General features: G+C 69.3%; 21 protein-coding genes. 8 read left to right on the top strand and 13 right to left on the bottom strand.

Annotated elements, in window-relative coordinates; all coding sequences use genetic code 11:
• Window positions 1-74 precede the first annotated feature (74 nt).
• Window positions 75-2,768, top strand: coding sequence for a penicillin acylase family protein (locus ABD648_RS12210; protein ID WP_282215231.1), 2,694 nt, complete (start codon window positions 75-77; stop codon window positions 2,766-2,768).
• Between the two features lie 35 nt (window positions 2,769-2,803).
• Window positions 2,804-3,565, top strand: coding sequence for an alpha/beta fold hydrolase (locus ABD648_RS12215; protein ID WP_282215232.1), 762 nt, complete (start codon window positions 2,804-2,806; stop codon window positions 3,563-3,565).
• 1 nt (window position 3,566) lies between these two features.
• On the opposite strand, the gene ABD648_RS12220 is transcribed toward ABD648_RS12215, so the two are convergent.
• From ABD648_RS12220 to ABD648_RS12255, 8 genes are all read right to left on the bottom strand, one after another.
• Window positions 3,567-3,743 carry a hypothetical protein gene (locus ABD648_RS12220; RefSeq protein ID WP_282215233.1) on the bottom strand — a complete coding sequence of 59 codons (177 nt, stop codon included), beginning with the start codon at window positions 3,741-3,743 and terminating at the stop codon, window positions 3,567-3,569.
• 117 nt (window positions 3,744-3,860) lie between these two features.
• The gene (locus tag ABD648_RS12225; RefSeq protein ID WP_282215234.1) at window positions 3,861-4,766 is read right to left on the bottom strand and encodes a hypothetical protein; all 906 of its coding nucleotides are present in this window, start codon (window positions 4,764-4,766) and stop codon (window positions 3,861-3,863) included.
• Between the two features lie 240 nt (window positions 4,767-5,006).
• Complete coding sequence (gene mnhG / locus ABD648_RS12230; RefSeq protein ID WP_282215235.1) at window positions 5,007-5,396, bottom strand: monovalent cation/H(+) antiporter subunit G; 390 nt, start codon at window positions 5,394-5,396, stop codon at window positions 5,007-5,009.
• Window positions 5,393-5,662: an MrpF/PhaF family protein gene (locus ABD648_RS12235; RefSeq protein WP_282215236.1), complete on the bottom strand. Its 270-nt coding sequence runs from the start codon at window positions 5,660-5,662 to the stop codon at window positions 5,393-5,395. Before ABD648_RS12235 ends, mnhG begins: the two co-directional genes overlap by 4 nt.
• Window positions 5,659-6,255, bottom strand: coding sequence for a Na+/H+ antiporter subunit E (locus ABD648_RS12240; protein WP_282215237.1), 597 nt, complete (start codon window positions 6,253-6,255; stop codon window positions 5,659-5,661). The genes ABD648_RS12235 and ABD648_RS12240 overlap by 4 nt, the downstream gene beginning before the upstream one ends.
• Window positions 6,255-7,805 (bottom strand): Na+/H+ antiporter subunit D, encoded by a 1,551-nt coding sequence (locus ABD648_RS12245; protein ID WP_282215238.1) that lies wholly within the window; start codon window positions 7,803-7,805, stop codon window positions 6,255-6,257. Before ABD648_RS12245 ends, ABD648_RS12240 begins: the two co-directional genes overlap by 1 nt.
• A complete protein-coding gene (locus ABD648_RS12250; RefSeq protein ID WP_282215239.1) occupies window positions 7,802-8,377 on the bottom strand; it encodes a Na(+)/H(+) antiporter subunit C in 576 nt (191 codons plus the stop codon). Before ABD648_RS12250 ends, ABD648_RS12245 begins: the two co-directional genes overlap by 4 nt.
• Entirely contained in the window at window positions 8,377-11,334 is a 2,958-nt protein-coding gene (locus ABD648_RS12255) for a Na+/H+ antiporter subunit A (RefSeq protein ID WP_282215240.1), read from the bottom strand. The genes ABD648_RS12250 and ABD648_RS12255 overlap by 1 nt, the downstream gene beginning before the upstream one ends.
• Before the next feature lie 128 nt (window positions 11,335-11,462).
• On the opposite strand from ABD648_RS12255, the gene ABD648_RS12260 reads away from it, so the two are divergent.
• Entirely contained in the window at window positions 11,463-12,962 is a 1,500-nt protein-coding gene (locus ABD648_RS12260; protein WP_282215241.1) for a hypothetical protein, read from the top strand.
• 74 nt (window positions 12,963-13,036) lie between these two features.
• Here ABD648_RS12260 and ABD648_RS12265 read toward each other — a convergent pair whose 3' ends face one another.
• On the bottom strand, window positions 13,037-14,101 hold the full coding sequence (locus ABD648_RS12265; protein ID WP_282215242.1) for a LacI family DNA-binding transcriptional regulator: 1,065 nt from the start codon (window positions 14,099-14,101) through the stop codon (window positions 13,037-13,039).
• A 60-nt stretch (window positions 14,102-14,161) separates the two neighbouring features.
• Between ABD648_RS12265 and ABD648_RS12270 the strand changes: the two genes are divergently transcribed.
• Window positions 14,162-15,397 carry an MFS transporter gene (locus ABD648_RS12270; RefSeq protein ID WP_282215243.1) on the top strand — a complete coding sequence of 412 codons (1,236 nt, stop codon included), beginning with the start codon at window positions 14,162-14,164 and terminating at the stop codon, window positions 15,395-15,397.
• A gap of 3 nt (window positions 15,398-15,400) precedes the next feature.
• Here the strand turns inward: ABD648_RS12270 and ABD648_RS12275 are convergent, their stop codons facing one another.
• Together ABD648_RS12275 and ABD648_RS12280 are read right to left on the bottom strand one after the other, a co-directional pair.
• Window positions 15,401-16,051 carry a response regulator gene (locus ABD648_RS12275; RefSeq protein WP_282215244.1) on the bottom strand — a complete coding sequence of 217 codons (651 nt, stop codon included), beginning with the start codon at window positions 16,049-16,051 and terminating at the stop codon, window positions 15,401-15,403.
• Entirely contained in the window at window positions 16,048-17,244 is a 1,197-nt protein-coding gene (locus ABD648_RS12280) for a sensor histidine kinase (protein ID WP_344709175.1), read from the bottom strand. Before ABD648_RS12280 ends, ABD648_RS12275 begins: the two co-directional genes overlap by 4 nt.
• A gap of 117 nt (window positions 17,245-17,361) precedes the next feature.
• Between ABD648_RS12280 and ABD648_RS12285 the strand changes: the two genes are divergently transcribed.
• Window positions 17,362-18,189, top strand: a complete 828-nt coding sequence (locus ABD648_RS12285) for a GAP family protein (RefSeq protein ID WP_282215246.1) — start codon at window positions 17,362-17,364, stop codon at window positions 18,187-18,189.
• 61 nt (window positions 18,190-18,250) lie between these two features.
• Entirely contained in the window at window positions 18,251-18,946 is a 696-nt protein-coding gene (gene nucS, locus ABD648_RS12290; protein WP_282215247.1) for an endonuclease NucS, read from the top strand.
• A gap of 267 nt (window positions 18,947-19,213) precedes the next feature.
• Here the strand turns inward: nucS and ABD648_RS12295 are convergent, their stop codons facing one another.
• The gene (locus ABD648_RS12295) at window positions 19,214-19,405 is read right to left on the bottom strand and encodes a hypothetical protein (protein ID WP_282215248.1); all 192 of its coding nucleotides are present in this window, start codon (window positions 19,403-19,405) and stop codon (window positions 19,214-19,216) included.
• 145 nt (window positions 19,406-19,550) lie between these two features.
• Here ABD648_RS12295 and ABD648_RS12300 point away from each other — a divergent pair, with 145 nt between their 5' ends.
• On the top strand, window positions 19,551-20,219 hold the full coding sequence (locus ABD648_RS12300; protein ID WP_282215249.1) for an HAD hydrolase-like protein: 669 nt from the start codon (window positions 19,551-19,553) through the stop codon (window positions 20,217-20,219).
• Window positions 20,220-20,312: 93 nt separating this feature from the next.
• On the opposite strand, the gene ABD648_RS12305 is transcribed toward ABD648_RS12300, so the two are convergent.
• Window positions 20,313-20,519, bottom strand: coding sequence for a cold-shock protein (locus ABD648_RS12305; protein WP_046014597.1), 207 nt, complete (start codon window positions 20,517-20,519; stop codon window positions 20,313-20,315).
• Window positions 20,520-21,047: 528 nt separating this feature from the next.
• On the opposite strand from ABD648_RS12305, the gene ABD648_RS12310 reads away from it, so the two are divergent.
• Window positions 21,048-21,869: a shikimate 5-dehydrogenase gene (locus tag ABD648_RS12310; RefSeq protein ID WP_282215250.1), complete on the top strand. Its 822-nt coding sequence runs from the start codon at window positions 21,048-21,050 to the stop codon at window positions 21,867-21,869.
• The last annotated feature ends 55 nt before the right edge of the window (window positions 21,870-21,924 follow it).

Genomic DNA, 21,924 nt, shown 5'->3' on the forward strand with positions numbered 1-21,924 from the left:
GCGCGACCCTGACACGCGCACTGGGGCTCGGTGGGACTGAGTCCCACCTGCTATCCCGAGAAGAGCGCTCAACGATGACGACTGATTCGCCGGCGACTGCCGTCCCCTCCCGCCGTTCGCTGGGCGTCCGGATCGGGCGCATCGCGTTCCTCGTCGTCGCCGTGATCGTCGTGATCGCCGTCGCGGCGGCCTTCTTCGTCACGTGGACGATCCAGCGGTCGTTTCCGCAGACCGGGGGCGCGATCGAGGTGACTGGGCTCGCGTCCGAGGTCACGGTGGAGCGCGATGCCAGCGGCGTCCCGACGATCACCGCCGACTCGACGGACGACCTCTTCTATGCGCAGGGATTCGTGCACGCGCAGGACCGGTTCTTCGAGATGGACTTCCGCCGCCACGTGACAGCGGGTCGCGTCGCCGAGATGTTCGGCGCCTCGCAGGCCGGAACCGACGCCTTCCTCCGCACGCTCGGCTGGCGCAAGGTCGCCGAGGCGGAGGTCGCTGCGATGGACGACGTGACCCTGGGCTACTACGAGGCCTATGCCGCCGGGGTCAACGCCTACCTCGCCTCGCGCTCCGGCGCCGAGCTGTCGCTGGAATATGCCGTGCTCGGCATGCAGAACCCGGACTACGCGCCCGAGCCCTGGGAGCCCGCCGACTCGGTCGCCTGGCTCAAGGCCATGGCCTGGGATCTGCGCGGCAACGTCGAGGACGAGACCGAGCGCGCGCTGCTGGCCGCGGAGCTCGATGCCGGCGCCACGGAGGATGCTGACGCCACGGATGCCGCAGACGACACGAGCGCGATGCTCGAGCGGCTCTATCCCGACTATCCCTTCGACGAGAACCCGGTGATCGTCCCGAAGATCTCGACGGTTCCCGCACTCGAGACCGACGCCGAGCCCGCTGCGTTCTCCTCGCGCGACACGGACGCCGACGTGCAGCAGGCCGTCACGACGGTGGAGTGGGAGGAGACCGCGAACGTCGTCGCGGCGGCGAGCCTGCTCGTGGGCGACGCCGGCGAGGGCATCGGCTCGAACTCCTGGGTCGTTTCCGGCGACCTCACCGATACCGGGATGCCGCTGCTCGCCAACGACCCGCACCTCGGAGCATCCCTTCCCTCGGTCTGGTACCAGGTGCAGCTGAAGTGCTCGACCGTGAACAAGGCGTGCCCGTTCGACGTCGGCGGCTTCTCCTTCTCCGGCCTGCCCGGGATCGTGATCGGCCACAACCAGAAGGTCGCGTGGGGCTTCACGAACCTGACCACCGACGTCACCGACCTGTACATCGAGCGCGTGCAGGGCGACGAGTACTGGCGCGACGGCGTCCTCGTCCCCCTCGAGGAGAGCACCGAGACGATCAAGGTCGCCGGTGGCGACGACATCGAGCTGACGATCCGCTCCACGGTCCACGGCCCGATCATCTCCGGGCTCACTGACGACTTCACGGCGATCGCCGACGATCCTCTGCCCGCGGTCGAGGCCGGCATCCCCGGAGGCCCCGACCTGTTCTCCGGCGGAACCCTGCCCGAACCGAAGGAAGAACCCGAGTACGCGGTCAGCCTGCGCTGGACAGCGCTCGACCCCGGCACCGCCGCGACCGCGATCTTCGCGCTCTCGACCGCGCAGGACTTCGACGACTTCCGCTACGCCGCCTCGCTCTTCGACGTCCCCGCGCAGAACCTCATCTACGCCGACACCGACGGCAACATCGGCTACCAGACACCAGGACGCCTGCCGATCCGCGGCGCCGGCGACGGATGGATGCCGCAGCCCGGGTGGGACAGCAGCTACGACTGGACCGGGTTCATCCCCTTCGAGGAGTTGCCGGTGTCGTACAACCCCACCTCGGGCTACATCGTCACCGCGAACAACGCGATCGTCACCGACGACTACGAGTACTTCCTCTCCCGCGACTGGGACTACGGGTACCGCGCCGCCCGCATCGCTCACCTGATCGAGCGCCGCGCTGCGGCCGGTCCTCTCACGGCGCAGGACATGCGCGAGATCCAGATGGACAGCGAGATGTGGATCGGCAAGCAGCTCGCCGCCGCTCTCTCCGACGTCGAGGTCTCCGGGACGGGCCCGCGCGAGGCGGTCGCACTGCTCCACGCCTGGGATGCGCAGAACACGGCATCCTCCGCGGCCGCGGCGTACGCGAACGTCCTGTGGTCGAACCTCGTGCAGAACATCTTCGGCCGACGCGAGCAGCCGCTTCCGATCGACGGCCAGGCCCGGTTGTTCACGGTCGTCGCGAGCATGCTGGAGGACCCGTCCGATCCGCTCTGGACCAACGCCGAGCTCGATGTGGACGGGATGGACGAGATGCTCGCGCTGTCGGCGGAAGACGCCTACGACGAGCTCTCCGGGCTCCAGGGCACCGCTGTCACCCTCTGGAACTGGGGCGACCTGCACGCGATCACCCTCCGGAGCGACACCCTCGGCGCCTCGGGGATCGCGCCCATCGAGGCCCTCTTCAACCGCGGGCCCTTCCGGGTCGGCGGTGGAGCATCGGTCGTGAACGCGACCGGGTGGGAGCTCGGCACCTCCTACGAGACCACCACCGTGCCGTCGATGCGCATGGTGGTCGACCTGTCCGACTTCGACGCCTCGACGTGGATCCACCTCACCGGCGCCTCCGGCCACGCGTTCGACGAGCACTACACCGATCAGACCGCAGACTGGGCCACCGGCATCCAGCGGCCATGGGCGTTCTCCGCGAAGGCCGTGGAGGCGGCGGCCGTGCATACCCTGGTCCTGACGCCCGCCGGCTGAGGGACGCGTCCAGCCACGTCGACTACCTTTGACGGGTGCCGACCAGCTACCTCGCCCCGAAGGGAACACCCGTCACCCTGCTCGAATACGAGTACGGCGGGGCGACCCTCATCGCCGAGACCTTCGGCGAGGGTGAGCACACGTTCCTGCTGCTGCACGGCATCGGGATGGGCCGCAGCGTCTATCTCGACGTGGTGCGCCGTCTCGAGGGGCGTGTCATCGCGCTCGACCTGCCCGGCTTCGGCGAGGCGCCCGAGCCCACCCGGAACCTCACGATGGAACGGCATGCCGACCTGGTCGCGGCCTACCTCCGTCACACCGGCGAGGATCCGGTGATCGTCATCGGCCACTCGATGGGGAGTCAGATCGCGGCCGAGCTCGCCGCACGGCATCCGTCGCTCGTCGCGAAGGTGATCCTCGCAGGACCGACCGTCGACAAGGCGGCGCGCAACGTCGCCTCCCAGGCGCGGTACCTGCTGATCGACCTGCTGGGCGAGCGTCCGCTCGTGATCTGGCGCGGCGCACGCGAGTACCTCCGCGGCGGGCCGCACCTGATCCGCAAGATCCGCGCCACGATCGTGCACGAGCCCGAGGACGCCTTCGCCCGCATCGACTGCCCCGTGCTGGTGCTGCGGGGCGAGGACGATCCGCTCGCGCCGATGAGCTGGTGCCAGGCGATCATCGACTCGATCCCCGGCGCCGATCTCGCGGTCATCCCCGACCACGGTCACGGCACCCTGATCACCGACTCGGAGCCGGCCGCCCGGCTGATCCAGCGCTTCGCCGATAAGCGGTGAATCAGGGGTAGCCCCGGAACCTGACGCTGTCGGATGCCGAGTCGTCGAGCGCTTTCGACAGCGCCGGGTCCACCGCGAACCCGTCCGGGTCGGCACGGCGCGACGACCGCGGCTTTCGCATCAGCATCGCGAACCATGCCGCAGCGAGCACGCCGAGGACGATCAGCAGGGTCTCCATGGCAGCACGCTAGCGCGGCGGGGCCATGACGTCCAGGATTCGCCGGATGGTGCGCCCCGCTCACGTGCATAATTCAGCCAGAACTGGCTTAAACGCCCGCCATCCGGCCGTTTCGAGTCACCGCCCGGAGTTCTTGCTGAATTGTGCGCGCCGACTGCCGATGAACGACGGGCCGAGCGTCTCGATGACCTCCCGCAGCGCCGCTTGCACGGCCTGCCACGCGCCGAGGGCGTCGGTGGCCAGAGGGCGGATGGTCACATATCCGCGACGGGCGGCCGCGAGGTCGCGTCGCCGGTCCTCCTGCTGCTTCTGCCACCCCTCGTGGAATTCCTTGCTGTCGCATTCGATGATCAACCACCCCTCCACGACGAAGTCCACCCGGCCGACACCGGGGATGAACACCTGGGTCTCGAAACGGACCCCGATCGTCCGCAGCATCAGGCGCACGAACGTCTCCGGGCCCGACTCGGCGGAGCCGTCGACGAGCGTACGCGTCGGTCGCAGCCGGGACGGCAGCCCCGCGAAGACCTCGTCCAGCTGAGAGCTCGTCAGCAGGCCGTGGTGCACGAGGCTGTCCAGGGTTGCTACCGCAGCGCGCGGCTCCTGACACCGCACCGCATGCCGAGCTGCGTCGATCAAGGGCGCGACGTGCAGGAGCTCGGGCAGGGCCGACGAACGGTTCCAGTGATACGTGACCTGCGGAACCTTCGGCGGACGCAGCCGAGAGCTGCCGCGCGTGACGAACACGTGCAGGCCCCGGCGCCGGTGGACGAAGACGCCCATCACCGCGAACAGTGACAGACACGTCAACCGCCCTCCGATCCGGACGGCTTCCACGACGTCCGGATCAACTGCGGCCAGGAGGTAGCGATCGCGTCGGACGTGCTGAAGATGCCCATGCTGGACGGCGAGTGTGATCCCGCGGCGCGACAGTCCCTGGTCGAGCAGATCTGCGCGAGTGAAGGCGAGACGCGAATAGGCGGCGGCTGCACGCTGCGGGACGGTCTGGTTCGCTTCGGTCATCAGAGAAGTGTGCGAACAACCGCGTCAGCATGGGCCACGGATCGGGAGATTGTGGATGGGTTCCGGTCGTGCTTGGTCGGTGCAGAATCAGTGTCGCGGCCAGTCGACGGTCACAATTCAGAAAGACTCTCGCGAAATCGGCTACCTGTGGCCAAAGTCGGCCGAGGGACCGAGTTCTTGCTGAATTATGCTCGGCGGAGTCCGTCGACCTCGAGGTTCAAACACGGACTGAGAAGAGCGCTACCCCGCCCCGGGAGGGGTCTGCTTCGACTCGGCGAGCTCGTCGACCACGAGCCCCCGCTGATCCGTCGTGCCGTTGCGATACGCCTGACGGCCGACCATGTGCGCCGACAGCGGTGCCGTGGCGAACTGCATCAGCACGATCGGAGCCACCAGGACGAGCCCGATCAGGATGCCGCCGACGGAGCGCTGCGACAGTGCGACCGCACCGCAGATGAGCACGAGGCCGAGCACCTGCGGCTTCGTGGCCGCATGCAGGCGGGACGGCACGTCGCGGAAGTGCAGCAGGCCGACCGCGGCCGAGAGGCAGAGCAGGGCACCGAGCAGGATCAGCACGAGCACCGCCACATCGATCACGGCGTCGGGGATCAGGAGACCGAGCACGTTCATTGCGTCGTGTTGTCCCTTCTCGCGACGAAGCGGGCGACGGCGATCGAGCCGAACACCCCGATCGCGGCGATGATCAGCAGCACCGGAATGCTGCGGGTGTGCCCGTTGATCGCCATCTCGGCACCGAGCACGCACATCACCTCGGTGAGCAGCACGTCGGAGGCGACGGCGCGGTCGAGGATCGACGGCCCGCGCACGATCCGGATCACGGCGAGGATCGCGGCGAGGCCGAACACCACCATGATCACCAGCAGGAGGATGTTCATCGCGCACCGCCCTTCGCCGGGCCGCCCACGGCACCGGCGCGCTCGTCGGCCTTGAGAGCACGGTACTGCTCCGGGTCGCCCAGCGCACGCACGATCCGCCGCTCCCAGAGGAGCACGCCCGCCCGCTGCTTCTCGACGTCGGCCGTGTCCCGCACGCCGATCACATGCAGGTAGAGGATGCGCCGGTCGCGGTCGGCTTCGACGATGAGCGAGCCGGGGATCAGCGACGACGTGACCGCGACGTGGGTCATCACGAGGTCGTCGGCGTAGCGCAGCGGTACCGCGATGATCGCGGCTCCCGGCTGGCGGCGGAAGTCGAAGACCTGCCGCGTCACCGACAGCGCCCCGCGCAGCACGGCGAAGAGGAACTGCACCACGAACAGCGCCGCGTACCAGACGTTGATCCGCCCCGACAGGGCGACCGTCGGCAGGCGGAACACGCGGGTGACGAAGACCGCGACGACGAGACCGGTCAGGAACGACAGCACGGTGAACTGCGCCCACAGCAGCATCCAGAGCACGACGAGCCAGGCCAGGAACGGCAGCTGCACGCGGATGTCGCGCCAGAGGTGACGTCGGGTCTCGCGCGCCATCAGCCCACCTCGTCTTCCAGCTGCACGAGGCTCACGGGCTGCAGGAGTGCGGCGCCGATGCGGTCGCAGAGGGCGTAGAGGGGCCCGGCGAAGATCGTCAGCGCGATGGTCACCGCGACCATCCCGCCCGTCGCGAGCGTCATGATCTTCGGGATGCGGCGGCGCTCCTGCTGATCGTCGGCGGCGGGCGCGTTGCCGAGGTACGAGATGCGGCCCTCGGTCTCGGTGGAGTCCTCCTCCTCGCGCCAGAACGCCAGGTTCCAGGCGCGCATCAGCGCGTACAAGGTCAGCAGCGAGGTGACGATGCCGCCGATGATGAGCACGATCATGAGCGGGGTGCCGACGGATGCCGCGGCCTCGAACAGCGCGAATTTGCCGATGAACCCCGAGAAGGGTGGCAGTCCGCCGAGGTTGATGGCCGGCACGAAGTAGAGCACGGCGATCACCGGCGCGACCTTGAGCAGCCCCTTCACCCGCAGGATCGAGGTGCTGCCGGCTCGGCGCTCCACGAGGCCGACGGCGAGGAACAGGGTCGTCTGCACGACGATGTGGTGGACGATGTAGTACACCGTGGCGCCGATCGCGGCCGGGGTCGCGATCGCCAGGCCGAAGATCATGTACCCGACGTGGCTCACGAGAGTGAACGACAGGATTCGTTTCAGCTCCGCCTGCGCGACGGCGCCGAGCACGCCGATGATCATGGTCGCCAGGGCGATGATCAGCAGCAGCGTGTCGATGCTGTTCGACGCGAAGAGCTGGGTCTCGGTGCGGATCAGCGCGTAGACGCCGACCTTGGTCAGCAATCCGGCGAAGACCGCGGTCACCGGGGCCGGCGCGGTCGGGTAGGAGTCCGGCAGCCAGAACGACACCGGGAAGATCGCGGCCTTGATGCCGAACGCGATCACCAGCATGAGGTGCAGCACCAGCTGCGTCTCCTGCGGGAGCTCTGACATCCGCTCGGCGATCTGGGCCATGTTCACGGTGCCGAGCGCGCCGTAGATCATCGCGATCGAAGCGAGGAACAGGATCGACGACACCAGCGACACCACGATGTACACGGCACCGGTGCGGATGCGGGACTCGGTGCTGCCGAGGGTGATCAGCACGTACGAGGCCACGAGCAGGATCTCGAAGCCGACGTAGAGGTTGAACAGGTCGCCCGCGATGAACGCGTTGAAGATGCCCGCGGCGAGGATCAGGTACGAGGGGTTGAAGATCGAGATCGGCGTCTCGTCCGCGCCGTCGGCGACGCCCTGGCCGATCGAGAAGAGGAGGACGGCGAGCAGCACGATGCTCGACACGAGCACGAGCAGCGCCGAGAGCCGGTCGACGTAGAGCACGATGCCGAACGGCACGGGCCAGCCGCCGACGGAGACGGCGAGCGGCGCTCCGGCATCCACCACCACCAGCAGGACGGCGGCGATGACCGAGACGATCGCGAGGGTGGCGACCGTGACGAACACCTGCAGGCGGGCGTTCCGCCCGAACACGAGCGTGACGGCCGCGCCGAGCAGCGGCAGGGCGACGAGGAGCGGGACGAGCGCGGTCATGTCCGATCCCCTTCGTCTCGCTGCGCTCGCTCAGGACGGCGCTCCCCGTCCTCAGGACGCTCAGCGGGGCGAGCGTCGGCGGCATCGAACGGGGCGTCGTCGTGGATCGAGGGGTGGTCGCGCATGTGCAGCACCGTGATCGGGGCGGTCTGCACGCCGACGAAGTCGGTGGTCGCCTCCTCCTCGAGATCGGCGTCGTCCTCCAGGACGTCCTCGTCGGCGTCGGTGCGCTCGCGCAGGGCGATGTCGGCCGCGTCGTCCTCGACGGTGTCGGCCTGTCCGAGCTGCCAGGAGCGGTAGATGAGCGCGAGGAGGAACGCCGACACGGCGAAGGTGATCACGATCGCGGTGAGGGTGAGGGCCTGCGGGAGCGGGTCGCTCATCCCGCCCTCGGTGCCGAAGAACGGCGCATTGCCCGGCACGCCCATCACGATCAGCAGGAGCAGGTTCGTCGCGTTGCCGAGCAGCAGGAATCCGATCAGCACGCGGGTGAGGCTGCGCTCGAGCATCGCGTAGACGCCGCAGGCGAAGAGCACCGCCATCACGACGATCAGGGTGAGCGAGACGTCCATCAGCTGCGCACCCCGCTCTGCGTGGGGCTCTCCTGCGGGCGGAGGGCTGACTGGCGGTCGACCTCGGCACCGAGGCTGCGCAGCACGTCGAGCACCAGCCCGATCACGACGAGGTAGACGCCGACATCGAAGATCGTCGACGTGACGAACTCCATGTGTCCGATGCCCGGAATCTCCCACTCCCAGAAGGAGCTCGTGAGCGGTGCGAGGCCGAAGAACAGCGGGACGACGGCGGTCCCCACCGCGAGGATGAGGCCTGCACCGAGGAGCCGTCCGGCATCCGTCGGCGCCGCGGCACCCAGCTCCCACCGACCGCCGGCGATGTAGCGCATGACCAGCGCCATCCCCGCCACCAGGCCGCCGGCGAAACCGCCGCCGGGGAGGTTGTGGCCGGCGAAGAGCAGGAAGATCGACACCACGATGATGGTGTGGAAGAGGATGCGGACGATCACCTCGAGCAGGATCGACCGGTTCTCCGGCTTCATCTTCTGACCGCCGACGAGCCAGGCGCGCGGGCTGTTCTCGTTCTCGGCGGTCTGGAAGCGGATGCCCTCGGTCGTCTCGACGAGAGGACGGCTGCGCGCCGCCTTGCGCGTCGCGCGCGGAAGGCCCTTCGTCGCGGCGAGCAGATCGGCTCGGTGCGTGACGAACACGAGGGATGCCACGCCGGTCGCAGCGAGCACGAGCACGGACAGCTCGCCCATGGTGTCCCAGCCGCGCAGATCGACGAGCGCGACGTTGACGACGTTCTTGCCGTGGCCGATCTCGTAGGCGAGCTTGGGGAAGGCTTCGGAGATCGGGGCGGCGACGCGCGACTGCGTGGCGACCACGGCGACGAACGCCATGGTCACGCCGACGCCGATCGCCAGCAGCGCCCGGGGGATACGGCTCACCGAGGCGTTGTGCTCGCCCATGCGCGCCGGGAGCCGACGCAGGACGAGCGCGAACGTCACCATCGTGACGGTCTCGACGAGGATCTGGGTGAGCGCGAGGTCGGGTGCGCCGCTGGTCGCGAACAGCGCGACCATGCCGAGCCCGGTCACCGACACCAGGACCACGCCGGTGTAGCGCTTCTGCGCGCGGACGGCGAAGACACCAGCCACGGCCATGATCGGCGCGACCGCGATCTGCGCCGGCGTGTGCCAGGCCGAGAGGTTGTAGCGATCGACGTCGCTGGCGATCAGTGCGGTGACCTCGGCGGCGACGAAGACGACGAAGATCGTGCCGACGTAGACCGGCAGCGAACCGCGCTGCGTGAGCGTGGTGCTGAGCACCGAGAGACGGTCGATGCCGCGCATGACGAGGTAGTACGCGTCCGCAGCCGTGAAGGGCAGCATCCGCGCCTTGGCGTCCCAGCCGGTGCGACGCGTCAGCCAGAAGATCCCGAAGCCCAGGAGGATCGTCAGGATCGAGATGCCGAGCGCCGGTTCGAGACCGTGCCAGAGCGCGAGGTGTCCCGGTCCCTCCACCGCCTCGCCTGCGGCGTCGAGTCCGGGGGTCGCGGTGAGCGCGTAGCCCTGCAGCGCCACATCGAGCGCCGGGGCTCCGATGCCCGCGGCGAGCGTGACGCCCGCGAGGATGATCGGCGCCGAGAGGAAGCCGACCGGCGGGTCGGGCCAGGCGGTGTCGGGCATCCGCTGTCCCTGCTCGTCGCGCTTCGTCCAGAACGCGCCCCAGAGGAAGCGGATGCCATATGCCGCGGTGAGCATGGATCCGAGGCTGACGCCGATGATCGCGACGAGACCCCACGGGGATCCGTGCAGACCGTCATCGAGCAGAGCCGTCAGCGTGGACTCCTTGGCGACGAAGCCGATGGTCGGGGCGATGCCTGCCATGGAGGCGACCGAGATGAACGCGGCTGTCGCCATCACGGGCGCCTGCCTGCCGACGCCGGACAGCTCGGTGATGTCACGCGTGGAGAGCTGGCGGTCGATCACGCCCACGATCAGGAACAGGGCCGACTTGAACAGCGCATGACCGATCACCAGGGCGAGACCGGCGAGTGCCGTCGCCTGCGTGCCGTATCCCACGACGAGGGCGAAGAACCCGAGCTGGCTGACCGTGCCGAAGGCGAGGATGCGCTTGAGGTCGGTCTCGCGCAGCGCCTGGATGCCGCCGAGCAGCATGGTCACGATGCCCAGGGTGATGACGATCGGCCGCCATGGGCCGCTGAACGCGAAGATCGGCGCGAAACGGGCGATGAGGTAGATGCCCGCCTTCACCATGGCGGCGGCGTGCAGATACGCGCTCACCGGCGTCGGAGCAGCCATCGCGCCGGGAAGCCAGAAGTGGAAGGGGAACAGCGCGGACTTGCTGATGGCGCCGATCAGCAACATGACGATCGCGGCATCGATCATCGGGCCCGTCGGCGCGATCTCGAGGATCTCCCGGATGCTGCTCGTGCCGGCGCTCACCACGAGGAGGACGACGCCGACGAACATCACGAGACCGCCGAGAGTGGTGACCAGCAGGGCCTGCAGAGCAGCACGTCGGCTGACCGCGCGACGGCGGTAGTGCCCGATCAGGAGGTACGAGAGGATGCTCGTCACCTCCCAGAACATCACGAGCATCACCAGGTCGTCGGTGAGGACGAGGCCGTACATGGCGCCGGCGAATCCGAGCAGCACGCCCGCGAAGGAGCCGATCCCGGCGGAGTCGTCGAGGAAGTACCAGCGGCAGTAGAGCAGCACCAAGGCCCCGACGCCGGTGACGATGAGGGTCAGGACCCACCCCAGGACGTCCATGTGCATCGACAGGTTCAGCCCGAGCTGCGGGATCCAGGGGATCGACACGAAGGGGGCGGAGCCGTCGAGGACCTCCGGGGTCCGCACCAGCGCGTGGATGAATGCCGCGGCGGGAATGAGGGCCGCGATGATGAATGCCTGCGATCCCAGCCAGCGCACCAGCACGGGCATGAGCAGAGACCCGAGGAGGAACACGGCGAGGAGCGTCAGCATATACGCGGCTCCCTCGGGGCTCGTCGGCCGGGGGTGAATCGGCTCAGGCGGGCGGGTGTCCGTCCAGTTTACCGGCGTTAGGACTCCGTGAGGACCGCGGCTTTCTGCGAGCGTGCGAGAGTGGTCGCATGCGGCGGGTGTGGGTGCGGGAGCTGACGGGGTGGCTGGGCGCCCTCGGAGTCAGCGTGATCATCGCCGGTCAGGTCGCGGCATCCGCCCGCTCCGAGCTGCTCTTCCGCGACGGCGACTCGCTGATCGTCGCGATGTTCGCGCGGTCGGTGCTCGCCGGAGGTCCACAGGACTGGGCGATGTCGAGCGTGCTGTTCCTGCCGGAGGCTTCGGCGTTCGCCGGGCTCGACGCGCTGCTTCCCCTCGACCCGACTTCGCTTCTCGCCGTCAACGCGGTGCTCAATCTCCTCGCGCTGTACGGATCCCTGCGCCTGGTAGCCGGCCGTCAGCGCGAGGGGCAGGCGCCGGTCGCGTGGTCGCTGATCGCGCTCCTCGCCTTCGGTCTCCTCGCCGCGACCGAGATCTCGGCGTCGCGCGATGCTCTCGAACTCGCCTCGCTGCAGCTGACGACGACCTACTACGCCGCGACGGTGATCGGCGTCGTGCTGTCGATCGGTCTGGTGCGTCGAGTGCTCGACCGCGATCGCGGCGGCTCAGGGCTGCTCGTCGCGCTCGGCGCGGTCGCGGCGGTGTCGTCGCTGACGAATCCGCTGTACGCGGTCTGGGCGACCGTCCCGCTCACGGTCTACCTGCTGTTCGCGATGCGGATGTCGACGAGGAGGACGCGGATGCCGATCCTGCTGGCGGTGCTCGTCGGCGGCACCGTCCTGGGCCTGATCGGTCGCATTCCGTTCGGGGCATGGGTCGCCAATACCGGGGCCGGCTACGCGCAACCCGCCCTGTGGCCGCAGTCGGCGGCGTACTACGGCGGCCTGCTGCTCGACCGTTTGTCGACCCCGCTCGGCATCATCGGATGCCTGCTCGCACTCGCGCTGCTCGTGTGGGCGGTGCTCCGAATGACACGTGCGGAGGACCCGGGTTCCCGTCTCGTCGCCACGCTCGCGTGGCTCATGCCCGTCCTCGTCGTGGTGGGCGCCATCGCGCTCGGCACGCACGCGGCGCGATACCTCCAGCCGGTCGCGTTCGCACCGGTGCTCGCGCTCGTCGCGGTACCGCGCGCCGTGCGGATGTCGCGCAGAGCGGCGCGCCCGGCGGCCGCCGTCGCAGCCGTGCTCGTGCTCGTCGGGAGCGGGCTGAGCGTGCCGCGTCTCGGTGCCGCCGCCGCCTCAGCGGATCCCGATCTCTTGTGCGTCACCGACTGGGTGGACGCGTCCGGGCGCACCGGTGCCGGACAGTTCTGGACCGCGCGCCTGCCGAAGCTGCACCTCGACGATCCCGCACAGCTCGTGCAGGTCGATCACCAGTTGAACGGCTACGCGTGGCTCGTGAACCGCCGCGACTTCGACGTCGGCGAGGTGTCGTTCCTCATCGAGGACGCGCAGACCGTGCGGTGGCAGCTGCCCGTGGCGGTCGTCCCCGACGAGGTCGTCGACTGCGGCCGCTACCGCATCCTCGACTTCGGCGACACGACCCTCCCCCTCGGCCCACCCCACTCCTGAAGCCGCTGGGTCCCTGAGCCTGTCGAAGGGCCCGTCACCGATGCTTCGACAAGCTCAGCAACCCAGAACCCGACTCAGCGGCCCGCCGGCGCAGCCGTCGTCGTCCCCGCCCGGAACCGGCAGGTGAGGTGCTGGGTGATGCCGGGCTCGCCGCGCAGCATCCGTGCGACCTGCTCCCCCGCCGCGCGCCCCTTGTCGACCGCCGGCTGCACGCTCGTGGTGAGCGTCAGGTCGGCGAGCCCGTCGACGGCGATCCCGTCGAAGCCGGCGACCGAGAGGTCCTCCGGCACGCGGAGGCCGAGCTCCTCGGCGGCGCGGATCACCCCGACCGCGAGCAGATCACTCTGGGCGATGACGGCCGTGGGCCGCGCGGCGGCATCCGCGAGCAGCATCCGGCCGACGAGCACGCCCTCGTCGATGAGGCTGCCGGATGCCGAGATCGCCGGTGCATCGGGGAACACCTCCCGGAGGCCGGCGAGCCGGTCGACCGTGACGTCGACCGTCGCCGTCGCGACGCGGTCGGGGGTCACCGCCACGCGCTCCCGCTCGGTGTCCAGCGGGAGCGTGACGAGCGCGACGTCGCGGTGCCCGAGGTCATGCAGGTGGCGCGCGACGTCGGCGGAGGCCTCGGTGTTGTCGAGCGTGATGCGCGGAATCCCGTCGCCGGCATCCCCTTCGATCACGACCACCGGGAGGCCGCGGCCGCGCACCACCTCGAGCGAGGCGCGCGTGCGACCCGAGCATCCGATCAGCACGAACGCGTCGACGGGGGCGTTGGCGAGGGCGGATCCTTCCTCCCCCGGCTCGTCGCGCAGCAGGAGGATGCCGGCGCTGAGCTCGGCCAGGCCGTCGGTGAGTCCGTCCATCATGGCGGTGGTCACCGGGTCGAGGAAGGCCGCCCGCAGATGGCCCTCGAGCACGACCGCCACGATGCCGCTGCGTCCGCGTCGCAGCGAAGCCGCCCGCGGATCGGGCCCGGCGTAGCCGAGCTCGGCCGCTGCGGCGAGCACGCGCTCGCGCGTCGCGGCAGCCACCTTGGCCTTGCCGCTGAACACGACGGATGCCGTGGACGTCGCCACTCCGGCGGCGCGCGCGACGTCGGCGATGGTCGCTCGACGCGGAGTCTCCTGAGTGCTCATACTCCGAGGATAACCCGATTCGGTCGCGGTGAGTCGAATCGATTCGATAGGCTGTCCGGCATGGACACCGCCCTCACCCGTTCGCAGTTCGTGCGCTGGCGCGCAGCGATCTTCGCCATCTTCTTCGCCAGCGGACTCTCGATCGCCACGTGGGCGTCTCGTGTGCCCGGCATCAAGCAGGCCCTCGACCTCGACAACGCGCAGGTCGGCATGATCCTGCTCGGCATGGGCCTGGCGTCGATCATCGGCATCTCGACGAGTCCCGCCGTGATGGCGCGCACCGGAGCTCGGCGCGGGATGCTGCTCACCATGCTGATGTTCGCGGTCGGCATCGCTCTCGTGGGCCTGGGTGCGAACGTCTTCGGCTCGGTGCCGATCGTGCTGCTCGGGATGGTCCTGTTCGGCTTCGGCAACGGATGCGTCGACGTGATGATGAACGTCGAGGCGACGGCGATCGAGCAGCAGATGGGCAAGACGATCCTGCCGGTCTTCCACGCGCTGTTCAGCTTCGGCACCGTGATCGGCGCCGGCATCGGCGCTCTCGCCGCCGGCCTCTCCGTCGACGTCGCGACCCACGCGGGCGCCGTCGGCGCCCTGATCCTGGTGGTCGCCGTGGTCTGCTTCTTCCAGGTGCCGTCGCGTGAGGCGGCGCTCGACCCCGAGGATCACGAGAAGCCCCCCTTCCGCCGGCGCATGCACACGGCCCTCGAGGCGTGGCGCGAGCCGCGCACCTATCTGCTCGGCGTCGTGATGCTCGGCATGTCGTTCGCCGAGGGCGGCGCCAACGACTGGATCGCTCTCGGCACCGAGCAGGGTCACGGCTTCGCCGAAGGGACCGGCGCGGTATCGCTCGCCGTGTTCTCGGTCGGCATGACCGTGGTGCGCCTCTTCGGCGGACCGCTCGTCGATCGCTTCGGCCGCGTGCTGGTGCTGCGCATCCTCGCCGTCGCCGCGGCATCCGGCATCGTGCTGTTCATCCTCGCGCCGAGTCTGCCGCTCGTGCTCGTCGGCGCAGCGCTCTGGGGCGTCGGGGCCTCGCTCGGATTCCCGCTGGGCATGTCGGCCGCGGCCGACGACCCTGCCAAGGCCGCCGCCCGTGTGAGCGCCGCCGCGACGATCGGCTACGTCGCGTTCCTCGGCGGCCCTCCGGTGCTGGGGATCATCAGCGAGCACATCGGACTGCTGAACACGCTCTTCATCCTGGTGGGCCTGGTCGTGGCCTCCGGACTGTTCTCGGGCGCCGCGCGACCGCTGCGCGAAGACGAGAAGATCCCGACCGCCGCGCAGGAGGGCTGAGTCTCAGGCGCCTCGGCGCCGGACGAGCGCCGCCGCATGCGAGCGACTGCGTGCACCGAGCTTGGCCAGCACGTTCGACACGTGCGTCTTCACCGTGGCGACGGAGATGTGCAGACGTTCTGCGAGTTGGGCGTTCGACCAGCCCTGCAGGATGCCGTCGAGGATCTCCTGCTCTCGAACGGTGAGTTCCGGCTGGTCACCACGATCCGGAGTCGGCGCGGTCGAGGCGGGAACGCTCTGCGCGACAGCGGCGAGCGCCCTGCGGGTCACTCGCGGATCCAGGGCGCCCTCGCCGGCGGCCACCGCACGCACCGCCGCGGCGAGCGCCGGCGCATCGACCGTCTTCAGGAGGAATCCCGCGGCACCCGCCCTGATCGCCCCGAGCACGAGATCGTCCTCGTCGAAGCTCGTCAGCACCAGGACGTCGCTCAGACCGCGCTCGACGATCTCCCGAGTGGCGGAGATGCCGTCCCGTCCCGGCATCCGCAGGTCCATCAGCACCACGTCCGGTCGTAGGGCCGATGCGTTGCGCACCGCGACGTCTCCGTCGGCCGCCTCGCCGACCACGACGATGCCGTGCGCCTCCAGCATGATGCGCAGGCCCGTCCGGATCGCACCGTGATCGTCGGCCAGCAGCACCGTGGGCGCGGTCATGCGCGCACCCCGACCGGAACGCGGGCGGCGACCGACCATCCGTCGGACTCGGGTCCGGCGGCGAAGGCGCCTCCCAGCGCTTCCACGCGCTCCCGGAGCATCTGCAGCCCCCATCCCTGTCCGCCGTGGGTGGCGGAGGCGCGGGCGACTCCGCCGCGCGACCGCACGGCCACCTGCACGTCCGAGCCCGCGACGTCGATCACGACGTCCACGTCTGCGCCGCTCGCGTGCCGGATGCCGTTGGCCAGGGCCTCCCGCACCACCCGCACCACTGCCTGCTCTGCGGCACCGCCGACGCCCGAGACGTCTACGGAGGAGAAGCGGATGCCGAGACCCGCGCGCCGCGCCTCATCGACGATGCCCTCGAGGTCGGACCATCCGGGGGTGGGTGCGAGCGTGCCGTCGCCCCGGCGGAGCACCGAGATCATCGAGCGCAGTGCCCCGTGGGCGTCGAGCCCGGCGTCGCGCACGGCCTGCAGTGCATCGCGGTCGGTGACCGGATCCGGAGGGCTCGTCAGCGCCGCCTCGGCGCGGATGGCCATCGCCATCACATGCCCGGCGACGACATCGTGCAGTTCCCGCGCCATGGTCTCGCGCTCGCGCCGGACGGCCTCCGCCTGCTCCCGCTCCGCGACCGCGGCCGCGTCGTCGGCGCGCTGGCGGTGGAGCTCCGCGAGCTCGTTCGCCTGCGAGACAGCGACCGCCCACCAGTAGTCGGTGCCGACGAACGCGCCGAACTGCGCGGCCACGAGGAAGGCCACCGGTACGGCGGCGTCGGACAGCGCGAGGGCGCCGAAGAACATCACGACCACGGCGATCGCACTGGCGATGAGCAGACCGGTGCGTGCGCGCGGTGAGGCGAGGAAGGCGGCGGTCCACAGCACGTCCAGCAGGATGATCACGGGCCCGAGGCCGCCGATCGTCAGCAGGTCGACCGTGAACAGGATGGCGGCGGCGACCAGCGAGAGCATCGGGAAGCGCCGCTTCATGAGCACGGCGATGCACCCGGGTAGGGCTGTCGCCAGCGTCCACCAGGGCGAGATGCCGGCGTCCAGGAGCGAGAAGATGCTCCAGATCCCGCTGAATCCGAGCGCGGCGCTCAGCACGCAGAACAGTCCGATGAGGACCGCATCGATCAGGGGACGGCGAGCCCGGGACCAGGTGCGGATCCGCTCCGCCGTCGCCTCCTGCATGGTCCTCATGCAATCACGACGACGACGGTGGCGCATCCGACGAAGGGATGAGGGCGGTCGGGCGGAACGGGACTTTCGCCCGATCCGTGGCGCGCGCGCGTCGTCGAACGTGGAGCCATGGAACTCTTCGGCGGACTCCCGCTTCCTCTCTCCCTGGCCGTGCTGGCGCTCATCGACGGTCTCAGCGTCGGCACTTTGCTCATCCCGGTGTTCCTCCTTCTCAATCCGGGGCGGGTCAGGGCGGGACGCATCCTCCTCTACCTGGCGACCATCGCGGGGTTCTATCTCGTGGTCGGGCTCCTGTTCCTGTGGGGCCTGGTGAATCTGGTCGATGTGGCCGCGGACTTCCTCGCGTCGCCCGCGGGACTGATCACACGCCTGGTCGTGGGGGCGGCACTGCTCATCACCGCCTTCGTGATGCCCACCGGCTCGAAAGCAGAGGTGCCCGCCGTGGCAACGGCCGGCGCCATGGCTGCGCCGACGCCCGCGTCCGGAACCGTCTCGACCGCTCCGCCCGCAGGCGACGCCACGACCCCGTCTCCCGGGCGCATCACCCGCTGGCGCGAGCGCCTGCTGGATCCGCGCACGCGCGGCACGGCGGTGATGGCCGTCGCGATCGCCGCCGGCCTGGTCGAGGTCGCGACGATGCTCCCCTACATCGTCGCGATGACCATGCTGGCGGATGCCGGAGTGAGCACTCCCCTTCGCGTGCTCTCACTGGTCGGCTACTGCGCCCTGATGGTCCTTCCGGCCGTCGTGCTCCTGGTGCTCCGGCTCGTCGCGGCTCCTCTCGTCCAACGACCGCTCGAACGCTTCGCCGCCTGGATGGAGCGGACAGGGGCCGAGAACACGGCGTGGATCATCGGCATCATCGGCTTCCTCATCGCGCGTTCCGCGGCCACCGAGCTCGGGATCTTCGACGCGCTGTCCCGGCTGGGCGGCTGAGCACCGCGCGCCGCTCCGGCACGCGTCGGTCTGCCGGGTCGGATGCCGTTAGGCTCGACGGGTGCGCCTCGTCATCGCCCGCTGCTCGGTCGACTACACCGGTCGGCTCAATGCCCATCTCCCCCTTGCCACGCGTCTGCTCGTGCACAAGGGAGACGGGAGTCTGCTCGTGCACTCGGACGGCGGCAGCTACAAGCCGCTGAACTGGATGAGCCCGCCCTGCTCGCTCTCCAGCGAGGAGCCCGGCGAGGAGGAGGCGAGCGCCGGCGTCGTCGAGGTCTGGCGCGTCACGCACAAGAAGACCGGCGATGCGCTGCGGGTGCAGATCTACGAGATCATCCACGACACCTCGCACGAACTGGGCATCGACCCCGGCCTGCAGAAGGACGGCGTCGAGGCCGACCTGCAACGGCTGCTGGCCGAGCAGGTCGAGCGCATCTCCGAGGGCGCGACCCTCGTGCGTCGCGAGTACCCGACGGCGATCGGTCCGGTCGACCTGCTCGTGCGGGATGCCGACGGCGTCGCGATCGCGGTCGAGATCAAGCGCCGCGGCGACATCGACGGCGTCGAGCAGCTCACGCGCTACCTCGAGCTTCTCGGGCGCGACCCGCACCTGTCCCCCGTGCAGGGCGTCTTCGCCGCGCAGGAGATCAAGCCGCAGGCGCGCGTGCTCGCCGAGGACCGCGGCATCCGCTGCCTCGTGCTCGACTACGACGACATGAAGGGCATCGAGTCCGGCATCCCCCGGCTCTTCTAGAGTTCGACGATGCGGATCACATCACTCGACGGCGACTTCCTCGAGCTTCGTGGGTCGGCTACCAGTTCCCCAGCGGTGGAGACGAGATCGTCATAACCCTCACTCTGAGGGGCGAAGCCGCTCCGCCGAGCATCGCCCCTCAGGACCGCTGGGACCGCGGCTGCGCGATGGCGCTCCGCGTCTCGCGCCGCGCTCTCACCGGGGCGGCGGGCGAGTGGGAGCGCGATCTGGCCGACTTCCCGGCGCGATGAACTCAACCGTCGGCAGTCAACGCCGAGTGAGCCGACGTTCGAGCGTGTCGATTCTTGCGTGAAGACGGGCGATCTGCTTGTCCTGGCTAACGGATCGCGCTTCGGCAACGCGCACATCCGAACGTGCGAACATCCAGCCCAGCGAGCAGAAGAACGCGACGAGCGTCAATCCGAGGCAGACGACGATCACGATCAGCTCCATCAGCACTTCCGGCTCCTGTCCATGTCTCTTCGCAGTTTCTTCGGACTATAGAGGCCCTCTCGAGGGCGGTGCGCAAACCGTGGAGAACACCATCCGCTGCACACCTGTGCAGGAGGAGATGACGTCCGCCCACGGCCCGTAGGCTGGACGCATGCCCTCTTCTTCTCCCTATTCGTGCGTGCTGTGGGACGTCGACGGCACCATCGTCGATGCCTCCGTCGGCATCCTGCGACGTCTGAACGTCGCCCTCACCCACTTCGGCCGGCCGGCGCCGACGCGCGAGGAGCTGACGCACTGGATCGGTCCGCCGATGTTCCAGTCGTTCCAGGACCAGGCGGGCATGACGCCTGCGGAGTCCGCGGATGCCGTCGCCTTCTACCGCACGCTCGGCAAGGCCGACGGGTACACGACCGATGCCGCCACCTATCCCGGCGTCGTCGAGCTCATCCACGACCTGCACGCCGCGGGGATTCCGCAGGCGACGGCGAGCTCGAAGCCGGAGAACCAGGTCGACGCCCTGATCGACCACTTCGGTCTGCGCCCGTCGTTCCTCACCACCGTGGGGGCGACGCCCGACGAGTCCACCCTGGCTTCCAAGACCGACATCGTCGCAGAAGCGCTGCGCCGTCTGCGCGACCTCGGCGCCGACACCTCGCGCCCCGTGCTCGTCGGCGACCGCCACCACGACGTCGAAGGCGGCAACGCCAACGGCGTGCCCGTGATCTTCGTCGAATGGGGCTTCAGCGACCATCACGAAGGCGACGAGGCGGCGTTCCGCGCGGCATCCGTCGACGAGCTGCGGGCGCTGCTCCTCGCCTGAGCGCGGCCGCGAACCGGCCCGAAAAGCACAGAACTCCCCGCCGGATGTCGCACGAGGCGAATCCGGACGGGGAGTTCTGTGAAACGCCCGCTCTTAGAGCGGACGGATGTTCTCTGCCTGCAGGCCCTTGGGGCCCTGCGCGACGTCGAACTCGACTCGCTGGTTCTCATCGAGAGACCGGTAGCCGGATGATTCGATGGCGGAGTAGTGCGCGAAAACGTCAGCGCCGCCGTCGTCGGGGGAGATGAAGCCGAAGCCCTTCTCCGAGTTGAACCACTTGACCGTGCCCTGAGTGCTCATGTACTGCCTGTTCGTTCTACTGATGAAGAAGCCGACGCAGGTATGCCCCGACATCGCTAACGGTAGTGGAGGCGGCCCCGAGGGGAAGAGCGCGGGCAAGAAGGTAACCCAAATGTTGCATGAGCGGCATCCGGTCGTCACACCGCGGGATCGGGGACCGGCGACATCGGGCACGGCGAAGGTGCCCGGAAAATGGTGTGGCCCTCACCGCGGGGGGAGCGATGAGGGCCGAAGACGACCGGAGGGTGCGTCAGAAACAGCCTAGCCCTTTTTCCAGGTCCTTGTCCCCCTTTTGGGGGACAAAACCGAAAATCGGCAGGACGATGGGATAGCGGCCCCCTCGAATAGTCCATTGGGGACTGAACTACTCGAGGGGGCCCAATCACGCGCACGGATCGTCTTGCCTCTGGGGAAGGCAGCCCGTCCTCTGGGGAGAGACGGAGACGATCGATCCCCTTGTGCACGCACCTTCACCATAGGGGAGGTCACGCGATCCGCGCCACGGACCCGAACGACTACGCTGATGCGGTGACGATGCTGAACAAGGACATGACGCTGTGCATCTCGCTGTCGGCGCGGCCGAGCAACAACGGCACTCGCTTCCACAACTTCCTCTACGAGGCGCTCGAGCTCAACTGGATCTACAAGGCCTTCGCCCCGACCGACCTCGGCCAGGCGATCGCCGGGGTGCGCGGGCTCGGCATCCGCGGCTGCGCGATCTCGATGCCCTATAAAGAGGACGTCATCGCGCTGGTCGACCGGATGGATCCCTCGGCGACCGCGATCGACTCGGTCAACACGATCGTGAACGACGACGGCGTGCTCACCGCCTACAACACCGACTACTCCGCCATCGCGCAGCTCATCGAACGCAACCGACTCGATGCCGGCTCCTCCGTGCTGCTGCGCGGTTCGGGCGGCATGGCGAAGGCCACCGCTGCCGCATTCCGCGACGCGGGGTTCACCGACGTGACGATCGTCGCGCGCAACGAGGCGAACGGACGCGCGCTGGCCGGACTCTACGGATTCGCGTGGTTGCCGGATGCCGACGACGCCACCGCCGATGTCCTGGTGAACGTCACGCCGATCGGCATGGCGGGAGGAGCCGAGGAGCACGCGCTCGCGTTCAGCGCGGACGCGATTGCCGCGGCATCCGTCGTGTTCGACGTCGTGGCGCTCCCCGCCGAGACGCCCTTCGTGGCCGCGGGCCGCGCGGCCGGCAAGACCGTGATCACCGGTGCCGAGGTGGCGACGCTGCAGGCGCTGGAGCAGTTCGTGCTCTACACCGGCATCCGTCCGTCCGACGAGCAGGTGCGGGCCGCCGAGGAGTTCGTGCGCGCTGCGCCGTGAACGATCCGTCGGATACGCGGAAGTTCGTGATCGGGAGCGCGATACCTGGGTAGCC

This window comes from Microbacterium luteolum, assembly GCF_039533965.1.
In the GTDB taxonomy this organism is placed as follows: domain Bacteria; phylum Actinomycetota; class Actinomycetes; order Actinomycetales; family Microbacteriaceae; genus Microbacterium; species Microbacterium luteolum.

Excerpts from the sequence above, each read along its gene's own strand:
- ABD648_RS12280 (WP_344709175.1), bottom strand. The coding sequence starts at position 17,244 with ATGCAGGAGGCGACGGCGGAGCGGATCCGCACCTGGTCCCGGGCTCGC.
- ABD648_RS12305 (WP_046014597.1), bottom strand. The coding sequence starts at position 20,519 with ATGAGCACTCAGGGCACGGTCAAGTGGTTCAACTCGGAGAAGGGCTTC.
- ABD648_RS12255 (WP_282215240.1), bottom strand. The coding sequence starts at position 11,334 with ATGCTGACGCTCCTCGCCGTGTTCCTCCTCGGGTCTCTGCTCATGCCC.
- ABD648_RS12285 (WP_282215246.1), top strand. The coding sequence starts at position 17,362 with ATGGAACTCTTCGGCGGACTCCCGCTTCCTCTCTCCCTGGCCGTGCTG.
- ABD648_RS12275 (WP_282215244.1), bottom strand. The coding sequence starts at position 16,051 with ATGACCGCGCCCACGGTGCTGCTGGCCGACGATCACGGTGCGATCCGG.
- ABD648_RS12235 (WP_282215236.1), bottom strand. The coding sequence starts at position 5,662 with ATGAACATCCTCCTGCTGGTGATCATGGTGGTGTTCGGCCTCGCCGCG.
- ABD648_RS12225 (WP_282215234.1), bottom strand. The coding sequence starts at position 4,766 with ATGACCGAAGCGAACCAGACCGTCCCGCAGCGTGCAGCCGCCGCCTAT.
- ABD648_RS12240 (WP_282215237.1), bottom strand. The coding sequence starts at position 6,255 with ATGGCGCGCGAGACCCGACGTCACCTCTGGCGCGACATCCGCGTGCAG.
- ABD648_RS12210 (WP_282215231.1), top strand. The coding sequence starts at position 75 with ATGACGACTGATTCGCCGGCGACTGCCGTCCCCTCCCGCCGTTCGCTG.
- ABD648_RS12245 (WP_282215238.1), bottom strand. The coding sequence starts at position 7,805 with ATGACCGCGCTCGTCCCGCTCCTCGTCGCCCTGCCGCTGCTCGGCGCG.
- ABD648_RS12270 (WP_282215243.1), top strand. The coding sequence starts at position 14,162 with ATGGACACCGCCCTCACCCGTTCGCAGTTCGTGCGCTGGCGCGCAGCG.
- ABD648_RS12250 (WP_282215239.1), bottom strand. The coding sequence starts at position 8,377 with ATGGACGTCTCGCTCACCCTGATCGTCGTGATGGCGGTGCTCTTCGCC.
- ABD648_RS12265 (WP_282215242.1), bottom strand. The coding sequence starts at position 14,101 with ATGAGCACTCAGGAGACTCCGCGTCGAGCGACCATCGCCGACGTCGCG.
- ABD648_RS12260 (WP_282215241.1), top strand. The coding sequence starts at position 11,463 with ATGCGGCGGGTGTGGGTGCGGGAGCTGACGGGGTGGCTGGGCGCCCTC.
- mnhG (WP_282215235.1), bottom strand. The coding sequence starts at position 5,396 with ATGAACGTGCTCGGTCTCCTGATCCCCGACGCCGTGATCGATGTGGCG.
- ABD648_RS12220 (WP_282215233.1), bottom strand. The coding sequence starts at position 3,743 with ATGGAGACCCTGCTGATCGTCCTCGGCGTGCTCGCTGCGGCATGGTTC.
- ABD648_RS12300 (WP_282215249.1), top strand. The coding sequence starts at position 19,551 with ATGCCCTCTTCTTCTCCCTATTCGTGCGTGCTGTGGGACGTCGACGGC.